The sequence below is a fragment of the Variovorax rhizosphaerae genome, assembly GCF_037889975.1.
Taxonomy (GTDB): domain Bacteria; phylum Pseudomonadota; class Gammaproteobacteria; order Burkholderiales; family Burkholderiaceae_C; genus Variovorax; species Variovorax rhizosphaerae.
On sequence record NZ_JBBKZT010000004.1, the window covers coordinates 446,031 to 467,480 of the forward strand.

The following is a 21,450-nucleotide window of genomic DNA, read 5'->3' on the forward strand; positions in this document are numbered from 1 at the left end:
GATAAGTTCAAGAAACTCATGCCCGCCCACGGCGACAGCGGGGCCGTGCGCGCCGATGATGCGCCGGGACTCGACGGGATCGAGGCCGCAGCGCCGATGGAGGAAAAGACCGTGCAAGTGCCACGCGATTCCTCGGCTTCGATCGCGCACGCGGCGGGCGAGCCTGTTTTGGCCGCCAATGACGCGCCGGTGGCCGACGAATCCGCGCCTGTCGAGCCGACGATGGAGCCCTTGCAGGCGCAGGTGCAGGTGCCGGCGGTGAAGCCTTCGGTGGCGCAGGAGCCCGCGGTTGCGCCGGTGGCTGTCGCCGCGGCTGCGGCCCGCGCTGGCGCCCCGGCAGGCGAACCGCCGCGTTCCGGTTCGGCGCGCCAGCAGCGCATCCTGGCGGCGGCGCTGGCCGGCGTGGTGCTGGTGCTGTTGCTGGTGGCAGGTTCCTCGATTCTTCGCGCCGAGCGGCTGGCGCAACAGGTGGCGGCCACGGGCCAGTCGCTGATGCAGTCGCAGCGCCTGGCCAAGTCGGTGTCGCAGGCCATGGTGGGCAGCGTGCCGGCCTTTGCCGAGGTGAAGGACAGCGCCGACGACCTGTCGCGCCGCGTGCAGGGCCTGGCTCACGGGGATGAATTGCTCAAGCTGGAGCGCGTCGGCAGCCAGTACGACGAGGAGTTCGCCAAGATCATGCCGCTGGTGCAGCGTGCCGATGCGAGCGCCAAGGCGGTGCTGTCGCAGCAGAAAGTCCTGACGCAGGTCGGCACCGCGCTGCGCGGCATCAACCGCCAGTCGTCCGACCTGTTGGAAATGGCCGAGACGGTGGCGTCGCTGAAGGTGCAGCAGAACGCCACCATTCCCGAGATCTCGGCCGCGGGCCAACTCGTGATGCTGACGCAGCGCATCGGCAAGTCGGCCAACGAATTCCTGACGGTCGAAGGCGTGAGTCCGGCCGCCGTGTCCCTGCTCGGCAAGGACCTCGGCACCTTCCAGGAAGTGACCAGGGGCCTGCTCGACGGCAATCCGCAACAGCGCCTGCCGCCTGCGCGGGACACGCAGACCCGGGTGCAACTGGAGAAGATCCTCAAGACCTTCGAGCAGACGCGCGCCCAGGCCGGTGCCATCCTTGGCAACCAGCAAGGCCTGGTGAGCGCACGCGAAGCGCAGACGACCATCCTGGCCGACAGTGAACCGCTGCGGGCCCAACTCGGCAACCTGCAGGACAAGCTGTCGGCTCGCACCGGCCTGGGCGCCGGCACCATCCTGGTGCTGCTGGTGTTGTCGATCGCCGCACTGGCACTCGCTGGCGCGATCGGTTTCGTGCAGGTACGCGAAGGCCGCGAACGCGCTGCCATTGCCGAGCAGGAGCGCCTTTCTGCCGACATGCAGCGCGAAGAGGCCAGCCGCGTGAACACCGCCAACCAGGCCGCCATCTTGCGCCTGATGAATGAACTGCAGACCGTGGCCGAAGGCGACCTGACGCAGGTGGCCACGGTGACGGAAGACATCACCGGCGCCATTGCCGACTCGGTGAACTACACGGTGGAAGAACTGCGCCTGCTGGTAGGCAACGTGCAGAACACGGCATCCCGCGTGGCGGCCACCACCTCGCAGGTGGACAGCACCTCGACCGAACTGCTGGCGGCGTCGACCGAACAGCTGCGCGAGATCCGCGAAACCGGCCAGTCGGTGCTGACGATGGCGGCACGCATCAATGAGGTTTCCTCGCAGGCGCAGGAGTCGGCCACGGTGGCGCGTCAGTCGCTGAAGGCCGCATCCTCGGGCCTGCGGGCCGTGCAGAACGCCATTGGCGGCATGAACTCGATTCGCGACCAGATCCAGGAAACCTCCAAGCGCATCAAGCGCCTGGGCGAATCCTCGCAGGAGATCGGTGAAATCACCGAGCTGATCTCGGACATCACCGACCAGACCAACGTGCTGGCGCTGAACGCCGCCATCCAGGCTGCGTCCGCGGGAGAGGCCGGCCGCGGCTTCTCGGTGGTGGCGGAGGAAGTGCAGCGACTGGCTGAACGTTCCGCAGACGCCACGCGCCAGATCGCGGCGCTGGTGAAGGCGATCCAGACCGACACGCAGGATGCCGTTGGCGCCATGGAGCGGTCGACGCACGGTGTGGTCGAGGGGGCCAAGCTGTCGGACAACGCGGGCACCGCGCTGTCGGAGATCGACCGCGTGTCGCGCCGCCTAGCCGAACTCATCGAGCAGATTTCGCAGTCCGCCGCCCGCGAAGCCGATTCGGCCAACCTCGTGGCCGCCAACATCCAGCACATCTTTGCGGTGACGGAACAGACCGGTGAAGGCACGCGGACCACGGCCGCCCAGGTGCGGGAGTTGTCGCACATGGCCGAAGAGTTGCGCCAATCGGTGGCCCGTTTCAAGATTGTCTGATTCACTGCCTGAGCCTCACCCGTGCCGACTCCCACCGCCCCCGTTGCCGGCATCGCGCCGGTCACCGAAGACCTGGGGCCGCTGGCCTGGGTGCTCGAAGAGATCCAGCAATCCGTCGACGCCACGAGCCAGTCGCTGAGGCGATTCCTGCGCGAGTCCCATGGCGCGCCCGATGCCGACATCGCCCCCCTGCGCGCCGCGCGGCAGCAGTTGCACCAGGCCGTCGGCGCGCTGCAGATGGTCGACCAGCGCGCCCCGGCGCTGGTGCTCGGCGCCATGGAATTCGCGGTGCAGAGCTTCGTGCAGGAGCCATCGCACTGCGGCGAGGCGGCCGTCCTCAAGATGGAGCGTGCCGGATTCGCCGTGGTCGACTTCCTGAACGCGATGCTCGCGGGCAGGACGGTGTCCTCCGTGGCCCTGTTCCCGCAGTACCGCGACGTGCTGGAACTGGTCGGCAACGAGCGCGTGCATCCGGCCGACCTGTGGACCACGCCCTGGCACTGGGCCGGCATCTCGCTGCAAAGCCACAAGCCGGCGCTGGTGTACGACCCGGCGGTGCGCTCGCGGCTCGACCGCGAAGTGCTCAAGGTCGTCAAGAGCGGCGACTACGAAGCGGCGCGACGCCTGCAGGAAATCTGCGTGGGCCTGTCGCGTGGTGCGGGCGTGCCGCACGTGGCGGACTTCTGGGCCATCGCGGCCGCCTTCTTCGAGGCCTTGGGCCTGGCCCTGGTGCCGGCGGATGTCTACGTGAAGCGCGCCGCATCGCGCGTGCTGCTGCAGTACGCCACGCTGGCGCGCAGCGACAACACGGTGTCCGAGCGGCTGGCACACGACCTGCTGTTCTTCTGCGCGCAGGCCACGCCCGGCATTCGCGATGAGGCCCGCATCCTGCGCGCCGTGCGCGCGGCATGGGGCATCGCCGGCGAGCAGACGGTCGACTACGCCACCGAGCAGTTCGGCCGCTTCGACCCGGTCGTGCTGGCGCAGGCGCGCAAGCGCATCAAGGCCGCCAGGGAGATGTGGTCGGCTCTGTCGGATGGCGACGTGGGCCGTTTGCCGCAGGTGGCGGACGCCTTCGCCCAACTGGACGAGTCGCTGCAGGTGCTGCATCCGCCAAGCCTGCCGATGGCGCATGCGCTGACCCGTGCCGTCGGGGTTTCCGTCCAGTCCGGCAAGCCGCCGGAGTCCGGCCTGGCGATGGAAGTCGCCACCTCGGTGCTGTACCTCGAGGCTGCGTTCGACGACTTCGATCCGCACGATAGCCAACTCACCGCGCGCACCGTGCAGTTGGCCGACCGCATCGATCGGGCGCGTGAGAGCGGCCAGTCGGAGCCGCTCGAGCCGTGGATGGAAGCGCTGTATCGCCGCGTGAGCGATCACGGGGCCATGGGCACGGTGGTCGATGAACTGCGCGCCCACCTTGGCGAGCTGGAGAAGTCGCTCGACCAGTTCTTCCGCCGGCCCGCCGACAAGAGCCTGCTGCGCAGCGTGCCGACGCAACTGATGAAGATGCGGGGCGTGTTCCTGGTGCTGGGCCTGGAACAGGCGGCGCAGACCGTGGAGTGCATGCGCGACAACGTCGAGCACCTGGTGGCGAGCAGCACGCCGGCCGACGAATCGCACGACTTCGATTCGCTGGGCAACAACCTGGGCGCGCTCGGCTTCCTGATCGACATGCTGGGCTACCAGCCGAACCTGGCCAAGCGCCTGTTCGTGGTCGATGAAAAAGTCGGCGAACTCAAGCCGTTGACGGGTCACCAGGCGGCCGGGCCCGAGCCCGAAGTGGGGGTGGCGGCGCCGGCGCCTGCGGCTCCCGAGGCCCTGCCGGTGGCAGCGCCAGCCGCGGCCATCGACCCATCGGCTGCGGCCATGCCGCGTTCCGAGGCGATCCTGGGTGTCGAAGAGATCGACGCGCAGATCGCCGCGCGCCTGGCCGCGCTGGCCACGCCGAAGGACCAGCCGACCACCCCGATCGAGGAGATCAGCCCCGCCACCGACAGCTGGACCTCGAAGATCTCCGGCCCGGCACCGCTCGAAGCGCTGCCTCACACCGAAGTGACCGAGTTGGACGAAGACGACCTTCAGGGCATCTTCCTGGATGAGGCGCGCGACGTGCTGCAGAGCGGCCTCGCGGCCCTTTCGGCGTTGCGGCGCGATTCCTCGGACATCGGCGAGTTGACTGTGCTGCGCCGCGCATTCCACACGCTCAAGGGCAGTTCGCGCATGGTCGGCCTGACCGACTTCGGCAATGCGGCCTGGTCCTTCGAGCAGTTGCTCAACACCTGGCTGGCCGACCAACGCCCTGCCACACCGGACCTGCTGGAAGGCGCCGGCACCGCGATGCGCGACTTTGCCAAGTGGGTCGAAGCCGTTGCATCGGGCGAGCCGCACACCTGGCAGCCTGAACCTTTCCACAAGCTCGCGGAAGCACTGGGCAGCGGCCAACCGGTTGTCGCGCCGGCGCCCATGCCCAGCGCCGATCAGTTGGGCGTGGCCGCCCGCCGCATCGCCGACGAGCCACCCGCAGCGCCAGCGCCAGAGCCACCCGAGGCCGAGCCGGCGCGCGTCTCCGTGCCGCTGCCCAGCAGCGCCTACGCACAACCGCCAACGCCCGAATTGCCGGACGTGGAGTTCGCGCCGACCGACTTCCCGGCGCCACCGTTCGACATGCCGATGGTGTTCCGCTCCGACGGACCGCCCTTTGCGCCGGCTCCCGTGGGCCCGGCCGGGCCTGCAGACGGCCAAGTCGCCGAGGGGTCCGGCCCGCACTCGCGCGGTCAGGCCGGCGACAGGCCGCAACGCGAGGAAAGCTACGACGAGTTCCTGGGCTCGTTCGCGACGACCGACCTCGCCGGCCTCGATGATCGAGCGCAACCGGGCAGCCCCGACGCCGCACCGATCGCCGGCGCCGAAGACATCGATTTTTTCGCTGTCCCGGTGGCATCGCCGGCGCAGGACTTCTCCTTCGGAGCGACCGGCCTGCAGTCGCTGCATGAATCGCCAGCGCAGTCGCCGACGGAGGTGCCGGCGGAGGCGATGGTCGATTTCCCGCTGGATCTCGAACCGGAGGAGCCGGCGCCCGTGGCACCTGTCCTGGCACCTGCCCGTGCGCCCGCCATGGAGGTCGACTTCGATCCGCTGGAACCCGCCGAACAGGCGCCGTTGCCGCAGGCCGACGACCCCGCCACCAAGGCCGCGGGCGCGAGGACCGAAGCCGCCGCCGAGCCGCCGCCCGTGGCTGTTGCCGTGCCGGCGGGAGCAGCCGCCAATCCGCGCACAGACGAGCGGATCAAGTCGATCGGCCCATTGCGCATCGGCATGGCCTTGTACAACGTCTACCTCGACGAAGCCGATGAATGGTCGCGCCAACTGGCAAGCGATGTCGGCGCGTGGGCACTGGAGCCGCGGCTGCCGATGCCCGATTCGGCGGTCGCGCTGGCGCACTCGCTCGCGGGCAGTTCCGCCACGGTCGGTTTCCAGGGCCTGTCGGGGCTGGCGCGTTTGCTCGAGTCCGCGCTGCAGCTCTTCCATGTGCGGGGTGGTGGCACGCCGGAACAGGGCGCCCTGCTCATAGGCGCCACCGATGAACTGCGCCGCTTGCTGCATCAGTTTGCGGCCGGCTTCCTGAAGGAACCGGCACCCGAGACCTTGGAGGCGTTGCGCGTCCTGGCTGCCTCGCCGCCAGTGCCGCGCGAAGCCGACGAGCCCCTGGCCGTGGGGGATGCGGCCCAGGCGGATGAACCGGCGGATAAACCGGCGGATAAGCCGGTGGATAAGCCGGCGGTTGAACCGTTGATTCAAGCCGCGGCGATGGAACGCGATGTCGCCGATGCCGAAGCTGGCATGTTCAAGCCGGCCCATGCCAAGGCTGCCGTCTTCGAACAGGTCGTCTACGACGACAGCGAAGACCTCATCGACCTGGTCGATGCGGTCGATGTCGACCTGTTCCCGGTCTTCGAGGAAGAGGCAGCCGAGTTGTTGCCGCAACTCGGCACCGCGCTGCGCGCCTGGCATGCACAGCCCGAGATCATGGCGCCACGTGCGTCGATCCTGCGCACGCTGCATACGCTCAAGGGCAGCGCGCGGCTCGCCGGCGCGATGCGCCTGGGCGAACGCGCGCACCGCATGGAGTCCGAGATTGAACGGCTCGGCAATGAAGGCGTGCCGCATGGCGCCATCAGTCGCTTGATCGCGCGTCTCGATGTGCTGCAGGCCACGTTTGACGACTTGCGCGCGGCCGACGATGCAGCGCAGGCAGAGATCGCGAATCGCGCGGCGGAAGCCGCTGCCGCCACGCGCCGTGACGTGGTGGAGGACGCGCTGCGACCCGACAAGCCGGTGATCGCTGAAACGGACGGGGCGGCCATCGAGCCGCCGGCCGATCCGCCACAGGCGGCGCAGTCTGCACATCAGGCCGCGCCAGTCATCAAGCCCGGCTTGCCAACGCCCGCGGCGCTCGCCGTGCCGCGCCAGGCTTCGAGCCAGGCCGTGCGCGTGCGCACGCAATTGCTCGACCGCCTGGTGGCCCAAGCCGGCGAGGTCATCATCACGCGCTCGCGTCTGGAGGTCGAGATCGGCCAGCTGCGCAGTTCGCTGACCGACCTGACCGGTAACCTGGACCGCCTGCGCCAGCAGTTGCGCGACATCGAGGTGCAGGCCGAAAGCCAGATGCAATCGCGCCTGGCCCAGGCCAAGGATTCGCAGCAGGGCTTCGACCCGCTGGAGTTCGACCGCTTCACCCGCGTGCAGGAACTCACGCGCATGATGGCCGAGTCGGTGAACGACGTGGCCACCGTGCAGCGCACCTTGCAGAAGACGGTGCAGCAGACGGAAGACGACCTGAGTGCGCAAGCGCGCCAGACGCGCGAGCTGCAACGCGGCCTGCTGCGCACGCGCATGGTCCAGTTCGAGGACTTGTCGGAACGTCTCTACCGCGTGGTGCGCCAGGCGTCGAAGGACACCGGCAAGCAGGTGCGGCTGGACATCACCGGCGGCAACATCGAAATGGACCGCGGCGTGCTGGACCGCATGACGCCGGCCTTCGAGCATCTGCTGCGCAACTGCGTGGCGCATGGCATCGAGGACGCCGACGTGCGCGAGAAGGCCGGCAAGGATGCCAGCGGCTTCATCGGCATCGAGCTGCACCACGAAGGCAACGACGTGTCGGTGAGCTTCCGCGACGACGGCGCAGGCCTTGATTACCGCCGCATCGCCGAACGGGCACGCTCGCTGGGCCTGGTGGCCGCGGGCCATGAGGCGACCGAACAGGAAGCGGCCGAGTTCATCTTCCAGCCGGGCTTCTCGACGGCGACGCAAGTGTCGGAACTGGCCGGTCGCGGCATCGGCATGGACGTGGTGCGCTCGCATGTGGCGGCGCTCGGCGGACGCATCGAGACGCAATCGACGCGCGGGCAGGGCACCACCTTCAAGCTGGTGCTGCCGCTCACGACCGCGGTGACGCACGTGGTGATGCTGCGGGCGGGCAATGTCTCCTTCGGCGTGCCCTCGAACCTGGTGGAGTTGGTGCAGCGCGCCAATGCGCCGGATCTCGAAGCGGCGTACGCGAACCAGCACTACAACTTCGGCGGCGAGCAGGTGCCGTACTTCTGGAGCGGTGCGCTGTTGCAGGCGAACGCGCGCAGCGAGCGCGGCCCGGCCAAGAACAACGTGGTCGTGGTGATCCGCAGCGCGGCGCAACGCGTGGCGCTGCACGTCGACGAAGTGCTGGGCAACCAGGAAGTCGTGGTGAAGAACCTCGGCCCGCAACTGGCGCGGCTGGCCGGCATGGCCGGCGTCTCGGTGCTGGCCTCGGGCGCGGTGGCGCTGATCTACAACCCGGTGGCGCTGGCCGCGGTGCATGGCGATCAGGCGCGCGCGTTGCAGTCCACGGGTGTTGCGTCGCTGGTGAAGGCCGGCGGGGGCGGCGAGGCGGACGTGCCGGTCGAGGCGCAGCAGGCAGCGCCGCAAGTGCCGCTGGTGCTGGTGGTGGACGACTCGATCACGGTGCGCCGCGTGACGCAGCGCCTGCTGCAACGCGAAGGCTATCGCGTGGCATTGGCCGCGGACGGCTTGCAGGCGCTGGAGCGGCTGCAGCAGGAACGGCCGGCGGTGGTGCTGTCGGACATCGAGATGCCGCGCATGGATGGCTTCGACCTGGCCCGCAACATCCGTGCGGACGAATCGCTGGCCGGCCTGCCGATCATCATGATCACCTCGCGCATTGCCGAGAAGCATCGCGAGCATGCCAAGCAACTGGGCGTGAACCACTACCTGGGCAAGCCGTACTCGGAAGAGGAACTGCTGCGCCTGGTGCGCGCGTTCACCGACGAGACGGTGCTCGCCGCCGCGGCCTGAAAGGAAGCCCGGCCCCGAAGCGCCTGCGGCGCCGGAGCGGCCGCCAGAGGCGGCTGCTCTTGCGGGCCGTCCAAGCTTGCGCAGGCAGGCTCGGAGCCGCGGCCCTCAGCCCCTCGAGGGGGCGCACGCAGCGGCCCGGCAGAGCCGGTTCCGCGGGTGCCCACGAACAGGCATTGCTCGCCCGGGGTCAGGGTTTGGCCGGCACCCGTTCCAGCAGCAGTTGCCGCGTCCCGTACGACACCCAGACCTTGCGCTTGCGCAGGAAGTCGAGGCCGAGCAGTCCGTCATAGGGCTTCACGTCGATTTCGGAGACCCTGATCTTTCCGTTGGCGTAGAAGGCCTGGCCGATCTGCACCTTGTCGAAGCGCATCGCGAAGTTCGACATCGATGCGCCGGTGCTGCTGTAGCTCGTCGAGCGCGGTGATTCGGCCTTCAGTCGCTCGAGGTCGAGGCCGAGCTTGTTGGCGGCGGCGTCCATGGTGATCTTGGTGCTGGTCGCGCCGGTGTCGAGGGCCAGCTCCAGCGTCTTGCCGTCGATGGTGAAGGGCAGCGAGAGGATGTGCTTGGCGCTGACCTTCAGCGGCACGGCGTCGTAGGGGTTCAACCACGGCAGGAGCAATGCAGCGCTGTTGGGGCCGCAGTCCGTGACGCGGTACAGGTTCAGGCGCTGGCCGGGGAAGTCGAATTCGATGTCGTAGCGGTTCAGCAGCTCCGCGCCGATCACGCCCTGTACGCCGTCAGGGCGGCCGCCCGACAGGTCGCTCACACCCATCCGCACATTGCGATTTGGTACATCCGCAAAGGCGAACCGGTCGGCGGTCACGTCGAAGTATGCGCGGCCTAGTGTGCCATCCGTACCGATCATGCGACGCGGCGTGGTGCCGAAGTTGGGCAGCGCCAGTCGCCCGGCAACGCCCGCGTCGATGGCGCTGCGCTCCGAGCCGGTATCGGGAAGGAAGGCGATCCCGGATGTGTCGTTGATGACCACGGGCAGGACGAAGTGACCGCCTTGCGCCACCAGCGCCGTCGAGCCGACACGCTCGATGCCGCAGCTGTCGGCCTGGGCTGCGCCCCAGGCGAAGAGGACGAGGCAACCGATGACCAGTCGTGTGGCCTGCACGGCAGTAGCCTGACGCAGCCATGATCCGATCGGCCCACGTCGAAGGCGCGTCACGACATTCATTGCTTTCCACCCTGGTGCTTGTTCTGATCGGCGGATTCTGCGGGCTTTTCAGGGCTCCGTCTCCGGGGGCATCGTATTCCGCACTGAGCACGCGCAGCGCATCTGCAAGCGTCAAGTTTTGCGCACCCAGCCGGGCGCAGTCGGCAGCCGCGCCTGCCGGCCGCGGCGTCCTCGGCTCACGCCAGTCGCAGCATCCGCACCAGCACGCTGGATTCCCTGCCCAGGCGCAGCCGCGCGTCGGCCGGGGCCAGGTCCAGCAGCAGTCCGTCCGACTTCTGATGCGCGGGCACGGTGAGCCGCTCCGGCGTGCCGTGCGCGACGACGCGCTCCAACGCATCGAGCAGGCGCGCGCGGAAGGCCTCGGCGGGATGCCACAGCCGGCCACCGCGCACGCGCAGCGCTGTTCCGTCGCCCAGCCAGCCCTGCGCCTTGGGCGACATGCGCAGCATCGCGCCGTTGCTGTTTACCATGCAGAGCGCTTCGTCGAAGGCACAGAAGCCGGACTCGGCGGAGTCATACCAGTGGTTGGCCATCTCGCGCCGCCGCAACACCGCCTCCTGCATCGTGCCGGCGAGCTTGCGGATCGGCGTGCTTTCGAACTGCCAGCGGGCATGGTCGTGCGGCTCGCTGCGCTGCACGGTCAGGCCGCCGCGCCGCTGCGGGTTCTCCTCGACGATGTAGGTGAGCATCTGCCGCATGCGATGCCGGCACATGAAGTCGACGTAGTAGCCGTTGCGCGACAGGGTGCTGGGCGAGAACAGTTCCTGCGTGTCGAACCATGTGCCTTCGCCCGCGCCGATGGTGGCTGGCGTGACGATGTCCTGCGCGTGGTAGTGGCTCGCGTACTCGAGTTCCGCCAGCGGGTCGACGTGGACCTGCTCCAGCGTGAGCAGCGCGCCGGTGCCGTCGAGCATGATGAAGCTCGCGCTGTCGCCGCCGAGGACCTGCCGCACGCCGTCGAGGATGTCGGGCCACGGCGGTTCGGGGTCGGTCAGGTGATGGGCCGCTTCGACGGCACGATGGAGCGCAAGATCGGTGGTCGCGGTCATCATGGGATGCCTCACTTCCGAAATGGTGGCAGGGGCTTGGGGCCTCAAGTCGATGTGGCTTTGCCTGCTCGACTCGATCCCCTCGTGGGGCGGGCCGGGCCAGAGAGGCCACGACCCTGGGGGCTTGGACGATACGCCTTTGACCGCTGCCGTCAATGCGACTTTGTTTCAACGGCGCGCACCACCGCATAGCGCTGCAAGGTCCGCTCGCGCGCCTCCGCATGGTCGACCACGGGCTTGGGGTAGTTGTCGCCCAGCTTCACGCCGGCCGCTTCCAGCTCGACCGGCGAAGCGGTCCACGGCGCATGGATCACCTTGCTGGAAAGCTTCGCCAGTTGCGGCAGGTAGCGCCGGATGAACTTGCCTTCCGGGTCGAAGCGCTCGCTCTGCGTGACCGGGTTGAAGATGCGGAAGTATGGTTGCGCATCACAGCCGCTGGAACTGGCCCATTGCCAGCCGCCGTTGTTCGAGGCGAGATCGAAGTCGTTCAGGTGCTCGGCAAAGTAGGCCTCGCCGCGGCGCCAGTCGAGGCCGAGGTCCTTGCAGAGGAAGCTGGCCACCACCATGCGCAGGCGGTTGTGCATGTAGCCGCTCTGGTTGATCTGGGCCATGGCGGCATCGACCAGCGGGTAGCCGGTGCGGCCCTTGCACCAGGCATCGAACAGGCCGTCGGCATGCTTGCCGTGGTGCCACTGGATCTTGTCGTAGGCGGGCCGGAAGCTCTTGCCCTCCGCCACGCGTGGGTGATGCGCGAGGATCTGCACGTAGAAGTCGCGCCAGATCAATTCACTGAGCCAGGTCGCCGCGCCGTTGTCGCCCTGAAGCGAGAGCTGGTGCGCGACGCCCGCCAGTTGCCGGATCGACACGGTGCCGAAGCGCAGGTGCACGCCGAGGTAGCTCGGGCCGCGCACTGCGGGGTAGTTGCGCGCGGCGTCGTAGCGGTCGATGCGCTGGAAGAAGTCCTCGAACAGCGCTTCGCCGCCCGTTGCGCCGGTGGGCATCTCCAACTGGCCGAGGTTGGTCGGTTCGAAGCCGATCTGCTGCAAGGTCGGCACGGGCGCGCGGAAGGCCTCGGGCGGCGGCACCAGCGCGTCGGCGTAACCACGCGTGGGGTAGGGCTTCAGGTAGAACGCGTCGAGCTTCGCGAGCCAGGCGCGCTTGTAGGGCGTGAACACGGTGTAGGGCGCGCCGGCCTGCGTCACCACCTCGTCGCGCTCGAAGATCGTGTGGTCCTTGAAGGTGTGCAACACGATGCCGGCATTGGCGAGCGCACCGCGCACCTTGGCGTCGCGCGCCAGGGCGGCGGGCTCGTCGTCGCGGTTGGTGAACACGGCCTGCACGTCGAGCTTGTGGGCCAGCGCGGCGATGTCGTCCTCGGCCACCGCATGCCGCACGATCAGGTCGCCGCCGAGCTGGCGCAGTTCGGTGGCCAGCTCGACGAGGGATTCACGGATGAATTCGACGCGCCGGTCGGCACGCGGCAGCGGGTCGAGGATGCGCTTGTCGAACACGAAGACGCACATCACCTGCCGACAGGTTCGCAGCGCGTGATAGAGGGCTGCGTTGTCGTCGACACGCAGGTCGCGGCGAAACCACATCAATCCCCTGGGATAGGTCTTGTCGACGGCAAGTAAAATCGGCGGCATGTCCTCTGATTCTGCCCCGATGAACCTGACGCATCACTTCTTGATCGCCATGCCGGGCATGCAGGACGAGACCTTCAGCCGCAGCGTGGTGTACCTGTGCGAGCACAGTGAGCGTGGTGCGCTGGGTCTCATGATCAACAAGCCGAGCGACATCAACCTGCGGGTGCTGTTCGAGAAGGTCGAGCTGCACCTGTCGAATCCGGCCTTCGGCGAAGGGCCTGTGTTCCAGGGCGGGCCGGTGCAGACGGAGCGTGGATTCGTGCTGCACGAGCCGGTCACGGCGAATGCGCCGAACAGCAATGAGTCGGTGTATGCCTCGACCATGACGATCCCCGGCGGGCTGGAGATGACCACGTCGAAGGATGTGCTCGAAGCCATCGCCACGGGCTCCGGGCCGCGCAAGGTGCTGGTGTCGCTGGGGTATTCGGCGTGGGAGCATGGGCAGCTGGAGTCGGAGCTGGCGGAGAACAGCTGGCTGACGGTTGAGGCTGATCCGGCCGTGATCTTCGACACGCCAGTGGCGCAGCGCTACGACCGTGCGCTGGCGCTGCTCGGGCTCGAGGCCTGGAAGCTGTCGCCCGATGCGGGGCACGCATGATGGCTGTGCCGCGGGTGGATCGATGAGCGCTCCGGCGGGTCCTGCCGACAAGGCTGCCGCTGCTTCCGTCCCTTCCCATTTCCAGAGTTTCCTGGCCTTCGACTTCGGTCTGAAGCGTACCGGCGTCGCCAGCGGCAACCGGTTGATGCGCAGCGCCACGCCGCAAGCCACGATCAAGGCCGAGGGCGATGCGCGCTTTGCCCAGGTCGAGGCCCGCATCCGCGAATGGCAGCCCGATGCACTGGTGGTGGGCGTGCCCTACCACCCGGACGGCGCGCCGCATGAAAACACCGCGAAGGCGCAGCGCTTCGCGCGCCAGTTGCATGGCCGCTTCAAGCTGCCGGTGTACGAGGTCGACGAGCGCTACAGCACGACCGAGGCGCTGGCGGCCGGCGCCAAGGATGCCGACGCGGCATCGGCCTGCATCATTCTTGAACAATTCCTGAGGAGCCTCCCTTGAGTCAAATTCCTGATGCAGAGGCGCTCTACGTCGACCTGCTGGCCGGCGTGAGAGCGCTGATGCGTGCCGATACCCAACTGGTCGGCGTGACCTCCGGCGGCGCCTGGCTGGTCGGGCGCCTGCAGAAAGACCTGGGCCTGGCGGGTGCGCCCGGCATCATTTCCTCGGCGATGCACCGCGACGACTTTGCGCGGCGCGGGTTGTCGGCCAGCGCGCAGACGGTGCTGCCCTTCGACGTGAACGGCGCCGATGTGCTGCTGCTCGACGACGTGCTCTACACCGGGCGCACGATCCGTGCGGTGCTCAACGAATTGTTTGACTTCGGTAGGCCGGCCTGCGTGCGCCTGGCGGTGCTGGTCGACCGCGGTGGGCGGCAGCTGCCGGTGGCGGCGGATTTCGCGGCGACGCGGCTCACGTTGCCGGACACGCAACTGCTGGCCTTGGCGCGCGCCGCCGATGGCGCCTTCAGCCTCCAGATCGAGGAGAACACTTGAACCCCCACGCTCATCACTTCGTGTATTCGCTGCCCCCCGAGGGGGCGCAGGCCTCCCTTGGGGCGGCCCGGCGGGAGGCCTGAACGTGAACGCAAGAAGGCCAGCCTGATGCTCTACAAGCGCAACCCCCAACTCAACAAGCACGGCGAACTGCTGCACCTGCTGTCCATCGAGGGACTGCCCAAGGACACGCTCACGCACATCCTTGACACTGCTGCCAACTTCACCAGCGTGAGCGACCGCGAGGTGAAGAAGGTGCCGCTGCTGCGCGGCAAGAGCGTGTTCAACCTGTTCTTCGAGAACTCGACGCGCACGCGCACCACCTTCGAGATCGCGGCCAAACGGCTGTCCGCCGACGTGATCAACCTCGACATCGCGCGCTCCTCGGCGACCAAGGGCGAGTCGCTGCTCGACACCATCGCCAACCTCAGCGCGATGGCGGCGGACATCTTCGTGGTGCGGCACAGCGAATCGGGCGCGCCCTACCTGATCGCGCAGCACGTCGCGCCGCACGTGCATGTGGTGAACGCGGGCGACGGGCGGCATTCGCACCCGACGCAGGGCCTGCTCGACATGTACACGATCCGGCACTACAAGAAGGACTTCAGCAACCTCACGGTGGCCATCGTCGGCGACGTGCTGCATTCGCGCGTGGCGCGCTCCGACATCCATGCGCTGACCACGCTGGGCTGCGCCGAGGTGCGCGTGGTCGGCCCGAAGACGCTCGTGCCGGCCGACCTGGCGCCGATGGGCGTGCGCGTGTGCCACACGCTCGAAGAGGGCATCAAGGACTGCGACGTGGTCATCATGCTGCGCCTGCAGAACGAGCGCATGAGCGGCGCGCTGCTGCCCTCGTCGCAGGAGTTCTTCAAGACCTACGGCCTCACGCCCGAGAAGCTGCAGCGGGCCAAGCCGGATGCGATCGTGATGCATCCGGGGCCGATCAACCGCGGCGTGGAGATCGACTCCGCCGTGGTCGACGGACAGCAGAGCGTGATCCTGCCGCAGGTCACTTTTGGGATCGCCGTTCGAATGGCGGTCATGAGCATCGTCGCGGGCAACGAAGCATAGGCATGTTGCTCGCCCCCAGGATCCGCGCCACTGCGTGGCGCTCCTCCAACCCCCTACCGGGGGCAACACCAGCGGCCCGGCAAAGCCGGGTTCCGCGGTGTTTCACGAACGCGTTTCGCTTCGCTTGTCGCTTGAAGAAGAGAGCATGAATATTTTTATCGCAAATGCCAGAGTGCTCGATCCGGCATCGGGCTTCGACGCGGTGGCCGACGTCGCCATCGCGGATGGAAAGATCCTCGCCGTCAAGGACATCCCGGCGGACTTCAATCCCGAAGTCGGCATCGATGCCGAAAACATGGTCGTCGTGCCCGGCCTGGTCGACCTCGCGGCGCGCCTGCGCGAACCCGGCTACGAACACGAGGGCATGCTCGCCAGCGAAATGGCCGCGGCCGTCGCGGGCGGCGTGACCAGCCTGGTGTGCCCGCCCGACACCGACCCGGTGCTCGACGAATCGGGCCTGGTCGAGATGCTGAAGCACCGCGCCCAGAAGCTGCAGTGCGCGCGGCTCTTTCCGCTGGGTGCGATCACGCGCGGCCTGTCGGGCGAAGTGCTGACCGAGATGAACGAACTCACCGAGGCCGGCTGCGTCGGCTTCGGGCAGGCCGATGTGCCGCTGACCAACACCGTGGTGCTGCAGCGCGCCCTGCAATACGCGAGCACCTTCGGCTACACGCTGTGGCTGCGTCCGCAGGAGCGCGACCTAGGCAAGGGCGTGGCGGCCAGCGGTCCGCTGGCCACGCGGCTCGGGCTGGCGGGCGTGCCGGTCGCGGCGGAGACGATCGCGATCTTCACCATCATCGAACTGATGCGCAGCACCGGCGCGCGCGTGCACCTGTGCCGCCTGTCGAGCGCTGCCGGCGTCGCGCTGGTGCGCGCGGCCAAGGCCGAGGGCCTGCCGCTGACCTGTGACATCAGCATCAACTCGTTGCACCTGATCGACAGCGACATCGGCTACTTCGATAGCCGCGCCCGGCTGAACCCGCCCTTGCGGCAGCAGCGCGACCGCGATGCGCTGTCGGCGGCCCTGGCCGACGGCACCATCGACGCGCTGGTGTCCGACCACACGCCGGTCGAGGCCGATGCCAAGACCTTGCCCTTTGCCGAAGCCGAGGCTGGCGCGACCGGGCTGGAACTGCTGCTGCCGCTGGCGCTCCAGTGGGGCGAGCAGAGCGGCGCGGGGATGAAGCGGGCCATCGAGGTCGTGACCTCGGCACCGGCGCGCATGCTGGGCGCGGATGCGAGCGCCAGCATGGCCGTGGGTGCGGTGGCGGATCTGTGCGTCTTCAACCCCATCGACGAATGGCAGGTGACGCCGGACAGCCTGAAGAGCCAGGGCAAGCACACGCCCTTCGCCGGCTATGCGATGCGGGGGCGGGTGCGCATGACCCTGGTGGGCGGGCGCATCGTCCACCACGCCTGACCGTCGGGCCTTCGATGCGCTCGCTCGTCGCCTGCTGGAAGCTGCTCTACGCCATCGCCTATGCCTTCAAGGGCTGGTGCACGATCCGTTTCACCTTCGCGCGGCGCACGCCCGAGGAGCGCGCCAAGTGCGTGCAGGACTGGGCGCGCGGCATGCTCGGCGTGTTCGGCATCCAGGTGGTGGTGCAGGGCACGCCGCCGGGGCACGGGCCGATGCTGGTGGTCATCAACCACCTGTCGTGGCTGGACATCCTGGCCGTGCATGCGGCGCAGCATGTGCGCTTCGTGGCCAAGTCGAACATCCGGCATTGGCCGATGCTGGGGATGATGTCGGCCGAGGCCGGCACGCTGTTCATCGAGCGTGAACGGCCGCGCGATGCGCTGCGCGTGGTGCACCGCATGGCCGAGGCGATGCGCGGCGGCGACCTGATCGCGGTCTTTCCGGAAGGCACGACGGGCGATGGGCGGGAACTGCTGCCGTTCCATGCCAACCTCCTGCAGGCGGCCATTTCGTCAGGGGCGCCGGTGCTGCCAGCGGCGCTGCGCTTCGCGGAAAGCTCGACGGGTGAAACCAGCTTCGCGCCCAGCTACATCGGCGACGACAGCCTGCTCGACTCGGTCTGGCGCACGCTGTGCGCGCCGCCGCTGACGGCGTTCGTGCGCTTCGGTGAGCCGCAAGACCCGCAGGGCCGCGACCGGCGCGCATGGGCGGAAAGCCTTCATGGCGATATCGACGCGCTGCGCCGCCAGACCTTTGTTCCCTGAAACTCGACCCAGGCGCCCACTCGACTCCTCACCGCAGGTGCCCCATCGCCGGGTCATGCCGCCATCCGACCGCCCAAAAAAAGCAGCGCCCCGCAGGGCGCTGTTGAACGACGCCGAGGGGCGCCGGGAGGAGGGTAACAAAGATCCCGCAGGACCAAGTCGAAGATACGACCCCTTCGATCGCCGGCATGCGGGAGAAAAGCGCGTCATGACTGTGGGTCTGGGCCTACATCGATTCCTCAACCCACGCGCAAACCATGCGATCTTCGTCTTCCCGATGAGGGTTTGTTGGCGATGTCGCGCCGGAATTCCCTGCGGCCGGGCCGACGCCGCGAATGCACGCAATCGGGTTCTGCCGTAGCCTGAGGACCCATGCACTCCGACCTCCATGCACTTGCCGATTTCGTGCTTCGGCACCCCCGCCTGTTCGTGTTGACAGGCGCCGGCTGCAGCACCGACTCCGGCATTCCGGACTACCGCGACGACAACGGCGACTGGAAGCGCCCGTCGCCCGTCACCTACCAGGCCTTCATGGGCGATGAGTTGACGCGGCGGCGCTACTGGGCGCGCAGCATGATCGGGTTTCCGGTCATGGCGGGCGCCCGGCCTGGTGCGGCGCACTTGGCGCTGGCCCGACTGGAAGCCGCGGGCCACGTCGGATTGCTGCTCACGCAGAACGTCGACGGCCTGCACAGCGCAGCGGGCAGCCGTCGCACCATCGACCTGCACGGGCGCATCGACACGGTGCGCTGCATGGCTTGCGAAACCCGCAGCCCGCGCGCGGCGCTGCAGGCGGACTTGATGCGGCGCAATCCGGCCTGGGCGGAATTCGAGGCGCGCATTGCGCCGGATGGCGATGCCGACCTGGACGGCCGGGATTTCGCCAGCTTCGAGGTGCCGGCCTGCCCGCTCTGTGGCGGCGTGCTCAAGCCGGATGTGGTTTTCTTCGGTGAGAGCGTGCCGGTGCAGCGTGTGTCGGATGCGCGTGCCGCGCTGGCCGAATGCGACGCGGTGCTGGTGGCCGGTTCATCGCTGATGGTCTATTCGGGCTATCGCTTCGTGCAGGCAGCGGCGGCGACCGGCAAGCCGGTGGCGGCGGTGAACCTGGGGCGGACGCGGGCGGATGACTTGTTGACGCTGAAGGTGCAGCGGTCGGTGGGCGAGGCGCTCGCGGGGTTGGCGGCGCGGTTGTCGGCGGCGGTGCCTGGCGGCTGACGAGGCTCAGCCCGCGGTCTTCGACCTGGCAGGGCTCAGGTCCGTGGGATCGCCGTGGATTGCGTTGAGGGCGACCGCTTCCTTGACCAGTTCCACCACCGTGGCCTGCGCCAGCGGCGTGCCCTCCATGAGTTCCAAGGTCGCCATCTCGTACTTGCCGCCCGGCTTCAACCGGGGCTCGATGCCCCGCAGGCGCCGGCCGCGCCAGAAACCGAACAGGATGCGCTGCGCTTCCGCGCGAATGAGCAGCACCGGGCCGTTCGAGAAGTACACCAGGTGGCCCCACTTCACGAGCTCCTGCAAGGGCGCGGCATCGACGACGGTCGATCGCAGTGCTCGAACGTGCTGCTGTCGCCAGCCGCTCATGGACGCAACGTAGGCGTCGGGGCTCTCCGCGGGTACCGATTTCTTCATTGGCATTGGCGTGGTACTCCCGCGCGGCCAGTGGGCGCCCTGCGAGGCTTGCCGAAGGCTGTCGACCCGATGCCGATGCCGATGCCGAGTTCGAGGCTAGCCATCTTTGCCGTCAAGAGGAATGTCGAAGTGAAGTACATCTTCCCGGACTCCCAGTTTCGTGTACAGGGCAATGGCCGCATCGTCTCCATGATCTGCCTGGACGTAGATGACGTACGCGCTTCTCGCCCGGGCGGCATTCTTGAGTTCTTCGATCATCGCGGTGGCGATGCCACGGCGCCGGAATGACGCGTGCACCGCCAGGTCATAGATGTAGATCTCCTTGCGCGCCTGCTCGAATTTCGGCAGCACGTAGGCCGCGAGGCCGCCGACGACCGTGGCTTCGGACATCGCGGCCACTGCGATGAAGGTCTCGCTGGACAGCAAGGCCGCAAGGTAGGCGTCGTCCGGTTGATCGCGCGTGTAGGTTGCGCGTTCATCGAAGGCGTCGCCGAACATCGCGAGCATCCCGCGCATGGCAGCGATGTCTTCGCCTGAAAGAAGCTGGATGCGGAAGGAGGGGTCGAATGGCATGGTTCTCAACGCTTGGCGCGAGGCGGCAAAGAAACTGAGGCAAGCCGCCTGCCGTGTCTCATCCCGGCGTCTGCCGAAGCTGTCCGGCCAGCGCCTGCAATCGTACGAACGCGTCGAAGCGCGCCTGATGCAGCGCCGCCGTTGCGCCGACCTGCGGTTCATAGGCCTTGCCCTTCTGCGTCATCCCCGCCATCGCCGCTGCGACGTCGGCGAAAGCACCGCACGCCACGCTGCCCAGGATCGCCGCGCCCAGCAGCACGGGCTCTTCCGCGTCGGTGGTCAGCACCGGCTTGCCGGTCGCGTCGGCCAGCAGTTGGCGGACCAGGCCGAGGCGCCCGGCGCCGCCGCTGATCACGACTTTCTCGACGGGTGCGCCGGCCGTGGCCTGCGCGTCGATGATCTGGCGCAGGCCGTAGGCGATGCCGCAGATGCCGGCGATGTAGAGCGCGACCAGGCTGTCCATGTCGTTGTCCATGCCCAGGCCGGCGATCACCGCGCGCGCATGCGGGTCGGCCAAGGGCGCGCGGTTGCCGAGGAATTCGGGCACGACGTGCAGGCCGTGCGCCAGGGTCACGGCGTCCGACAGGCTGCGCGTGCGTTCCGCGGCCAGCGCGGCCAGCATCGTCGGCAAGGACTGGCCCCGGGCTTGCGCCTGGGCGCGTGCTTCGGCCGCGAGCGGATGCATCGCCAGCAACTGCTCGATGGCGGCGCCGGCCACCGACTGGCCGCCTTCGTTGAGCCAGGTGCCGGGCACCATCGCTTCGAAATACGGCCCCCAGACGCCCGGGACGAACACCGGCTCCCGGGTGGTGGTCATGGTGCAGGACGAGGTGCCGAACACGTAGGCCAGGCAGGCGAAAGGATCGCCCTCCAGCCCGACCGTGCCGATCCCGCCGGCGTGCGCGTCGATGATGCCGGTGGCGACGGCGGTGCCTGGCCGCAGGCCCAGTTCCGCTGCAGCTTCTGGCGTGAGTCCACGGCCCAGCGCGGTGCCGGGCGCCACGACGGCCTGCCCGATGCGCTTGAAGTCCTCGTCGGCCAGCACACCGAGGCCGACGGCGCGGAAGTAGCCCGGGTCCCAACGCTGCTCGTGCGCGAGGTAGGTCCACTTGCAGGTCACCGTGCAGGTCGAGCGGGACAGGTCGCCGCTGGCGCGCCAGGTCAGGAAGTCGGTCAGGTCGAGGAACTGCCACGCAGCGGCGAAGACCTCGGGCTTGTGCTCCAGCAGCCAGAGCAGCTTCGGCGTCTCCATCTCGGGCGAGATGCGGCCGCCGACGTACTTGAGCACGTCATGTCCGGTGGCGTTGATGCGGTCCGCTTGCGCCACGGCACGGTGGTCCATCCAGACGATGATGTTGCGCTCGGCTTCCCCGCTGGGGCCCACGGGCAAGGGTCGACCGCCTTCGCCCAGCACGACCAGCGAACAGGTCGCGTCGAAGCCGATGCCACCCACCTGCTCCGTGGCAACGCCGGACGCCGCCAACGCCCCGCGCACCGAAGTGCACACGGCCTGCCAGATCTCGTTGCTCGACTGCTCGACGATGGAGCCCGGCGCATGGAACAGCGTGATGTCCTGCCTGGCGGAACCGAGCATGTTGCCGTCGAGGTCGAACACGCCGGCCCGCGCGCTGCCGGTGCCGACGTCCACGCCGATGACGCAGTTGGCTTGCTTCGTCATCCGAGGTCGACGCTGTCGGGAGGGATGACGATCGGATCAGCTTGCCAACGCACCGTCCGGAGCGGATCGCCATGCGCCGCCCACGCGTTGAGCGATGAGGCCCGCAGTGTGTGAACGACGTCGAGGTCTTGTTTCATCGG

General features: G+C 68.3%; 16 protein-coding genes. 9 read left to right on the forward strand and 7 right to left on the reverse strand.

The features are described from left to right. Positions 1-96: 96 nt before the first annotated feature. The gene (locus WKW82_RS11290) at positions 97-2,391 is read left to right on the forward strand and encodes a methyl-accepting chemotaxis protein (RefSeq protein ID WP_422823460.1); all 2,295 of its coding nucleotides are present in this window, start codon (positions 97-99) and stop codon (positions 2,389-2,391) included. A gap of 21 nt (positions 2,392-2,412) precedes the next feature. Further along, the gene (locus WKW82_RS11295; protein WP_340342380.1) at positions 2,413-8,745 is read left to right on the forward strand and encodes a hybrid sensor histidine kinase/response regulator; all 6,333 of its coding nucleotides are present in this window, start codon (positions 2,413-2,415) and stop codon (positions 8,743-8,745) included. A gap of 187 nt (positions 8,746-8,932) precedes the next feature. On the opposite strand, the gene WKW82_RS11300 is transcribed toward WKW82_RS11295, so the two are convergent. The 3 genes from WKW82_RS11300 to WKW82_RS11310 all read right to left on the reverse strand — a co-directional run bounded on the left by WKW82_RS11300 (position 8,933) and on the right by WKW82_RS11310 (position 12,623). Beyond that, entirely contained in the window at positions 8,933-9,865 is a 933-nt protein-coding gene (locus WKW82_RS11300) for an aspartyl protease family protein (protein ID WP_340342381.1), read from the reverse strand. Between the two features lie 239 nt (positions 9,866-10,104). After that, positions 10,105-10,980, reverse strand: coding sequence for a helix-turn-helix transcriptional regulator (locus tag WKW82_RS11305; protein ID WP_340342382.1), 876 nt, complete (start codon positions 10,978-10,980; stop codon positions 10,105-10,107). A gap of 149 nt (positions 10,981-11,129) precedes the next feature. Next, positions 11,130-12,623 carry a cryptochrome/photolyase family protein gene (locus WKW82_RS11310; protein ID WP_340342383.1) on the reverse strand — a complete coding sequence of 498 codons (1,494 nt, stop codon included), beginning with the start codon at positions 12,621-12,623 and terminating at the stop codon, positions 11,130-11,132. Here WKW82_RS11310 and WKW82_RS11315 point away from each other — a divergent pair. From WKW82_RS11315 to WKW82_RS11345, 7 genes are all read left to right on the forward strand, one after another. Continuing rightward, positions 12,622-13,221: a YqgE/AlgH family protein gene (locus WKW82_RS11315; protein WP_340342384.1), complete on the forward strand. Its 600-nt coding sequence runs from the start codon at positions 12,622-12,624 to the stop codon at positions 13,219-13,221. The two genes, WKW82_RS11310 and WKW82_RS11315, sit on opposite strands and share 2 nt — an antisense overlap. 22 nt (positions 13,222-13,243) lie before the next feature. Next, a complete protein-coding gene (gene ruvX / locus WKW82_RS11320) occupies positions 13,244-13,681 on the forward strand; it encodes a Holliday junction resolvase RuvX (RefSeq protein WP_340342385.1) in 438 nt (145 codons plus the stop codon). Continuing rightward, entirely contained in the window at positions 13,678-14,175 is a 498-nt protein-coding gene (gene pyrR / locus WKW82_RS11325; RefSeq protein ID WP_340342386.1) for a bifunctional pyr operon transcriptional regulator/uracil phosphoribosyltransferase PyrR, read from the forward strand. The genes ruvX and pyrR overlap by 4 nt, the downstream gene beginning before the upstream one ends. A gap of 108 nt (positions 14,176-14,283) precedes the next feature. Further along, positions 14,284-15,246 (forward strand): aspartate carbamoyltransferase catalytic subunit, encoded by a 963-nt coding sequence (locus tag WKW82_RS11330; RefSeq protein WP_340335913.1) that lies wholly within the window; start codon positions 14,284-14,286, stop codon positions 15,244-15,246. A 145-nt stretch (positions 15,247-15,391) separates the two neighbouring features. Then, the gene (locus tag WKW82_RS11335; protein WP_340342387.1) at positions 15,392-16,666 is read left to right on the forward strand and encodes a dihydroorotase; all 1,275 of its coding nucleotides are present in this window, start codon (positions 15,392-15,394) and stop codon (positions 16,664-16,666) included. A 14-nt stretch (positions 16,667-16,680) separates the two neighbouring features. Continuing rightward, positions 16,681-17,430, forward strand: coding sequence for a lysophospholipid acyltransferase family protein (locus tag WKW82_RS11340; protein ID WP_340342388.1), 750 nt, complete (start codon positions 16,681-16,683; stop codon positions 17,428-17,430). Positions 17,431-17,802: 372 nt separating this feature from the next. Further along, positions 17,803-18,645 carry an NAD-dependent protein deacetylase gene (locus WKW82_RS11345; protein WP_340342389.1) on the forward strand — a complete coding sequence of 281 codons (843 nt, stop codon included), beginning with the start codon at positions 17,803-17,805 and terminating at the stop codon, positions 18,643-18,645. Positions 18,646-18,651: 6 nt separating this feature from the next. On the opposite strand, the gene WKW82_RS11350 is transcribed toward WKW82_RS11345, so the two are convergent. The 4 genes from WKW82_RS11350 to WKW82_RS11365 all read right to left on the reverse strand — a co-directional run bounded on the left by WKW82_RS11350 (position 18,652) and on the right by WKW82_RS11365 (position 21,447). Then, the gene (locus WKW82_RS11350; RefSeq protein WP_340342390.1) at positions 18,652-19,065 is read right to left on the reverse strand and encodes a DUF1801 domain-containing protein; all 414 of its coding nucleotides are present in this window, start codon (positions 19,063-19,065) and stop codon (positions 18,652-18,654) included. A 90-nt stretch (positions 19,066-19,155) separates the two neighbouring features. Beyond that, positions 19,156-19,632 (reverse strand): AAC(3)-I family aminoglycoside N-acetyltransferase, encoded by a 477-nt coding sequence (locus tag WKW82_RS11355; protein ID WP_340342391.1) that lies wholly within the window; start codon positions 19,630-19,632, stop codon positions 19,156-19,158. Positions 19,633-19,690: 58 nt separating this feature from the next. Then, on the reverse strand, positions 19,691-21,310 hold the full coding sequence (locus tag WKW82_RS11360; RefSeq protein WP_340342392.1) for an FGGY-family carbohydrate kinase: 1,620 nt from the start codon (positions 21,308-21,310) through the stop codon (positions 19,691-19,693). Continuing rightward, the gene (locus WKW82_RS11365; protein ID WP_340342393.1) at positions 21,307-21,447 is read right to left on the reverse strand and encodes a hypothetical protein; all 141 of its coding nucleotides are present in this window, start codon (positions 21,445-21,447) and stop codon (positions 21,307-21,309) included. The genes WKW82_RS11360 and WKW82_RS11365 overlap by 4 nt, the downstream gene beginning before the upstream one ends. Positions 21,448-21,450 lie beyond the last annotated feature (3 nt).

Excerpts from the sequence above, each read along its gene's own strand:
- WKW82_RS11350 (WP_340342390.1), bottom strand. The coding sequence starts at position 19,065 with ATGCCAATGAAGAAATCGGTACCCGCGGAGAGCCCCGACGCCTACGTT.
- WKW82_RS11330 (WP_340335913.1), top strand. The coding sequence starts at position 14,284 with ATGCTCTACAAGCGCAACCCCCAACTCAACAAGCACGGCGAACTGCTG.
- WKW82_RS11340 (WP_340342388.1), top strand. The coding sequence starts at position 16,681 with ATGCGCTCGCTCGTCGCCTGCTGGAAGCTGCTCTACGCCATCGCCTAT.
- WKW82_RS11310 (WP_340342383.1), bottom strand. The coding sequence starts at position 12,623 with ATGCCGCCGATTTTACTTGCCGTCGACAAGACCTATCCCAGGGGATTG.
- WKW82_RS11355 (WP_340342391.1), bottom strand. The coding sequence starts at position 19,632 with ATGCCATTCGACCCCTCCTTCCGCATCCAGCTTCTTTCAGGCGAAGAC.
- WKW82_RS11360 (WP_340342392.1), bottom strand. The coding sequence starts at position 21,310 with ATGACGAAGCAAGCCAACTGCGTCATCGGCGTGGACGTCGGCACCGGC.
- WKW82_RS11290 (WP_422823460.1), top strand. The coding sequence starts at position 97 with ATGGAGGAAAAGACCGTGCAAGTGCCACGCGATTCCTCGGCTTCGATC.
- WKW82_RS11315 (WP_340342384.1), top strand. The coding sequence starts at position 12,622 with ATGTCCTCTGATTCTGCCCCGATGAACCTGACGCATCACTTCTTGATC.
- ruvX (WP_340342385.1), top strand. The coding sequence starts at position 13,244 with ATGAGCGCTCCGGCGGGTCCTGCCGACAAGGCTGCCGCTGCTTCCGTC.
- WKW82_RS11305 (WP_340342382.1), bottom strand. The coding sequence starts at position 10,980 with ATGATGACCGCGACCACCGATCTTGCGCTCCATCGTGCCGTCGAAGCG.
- WKW82_RS11345 (WP_340342389.1), top strand. The coding sequence starts at position 17,803 with ATGCACTCCGACCTCCATGCACTTGCCGATTTCGTGCTTCGGCACCCC.
- WKW82_RS11365 (WP_340342393.1), bottom strand. The coding sequence starts at position 21,447 with ATGAAACAAGACCTCGACGTCGTTCACACACTGCGGGCCTCATCGCTC.
- WKW82_RS11335 (WP_340342387.1), top strand. The coding sequence starts at position 15,392 with ATGAATATTTTTATCGCAAATGCCAGAGTGCTCGATCCGGCATCGGGC.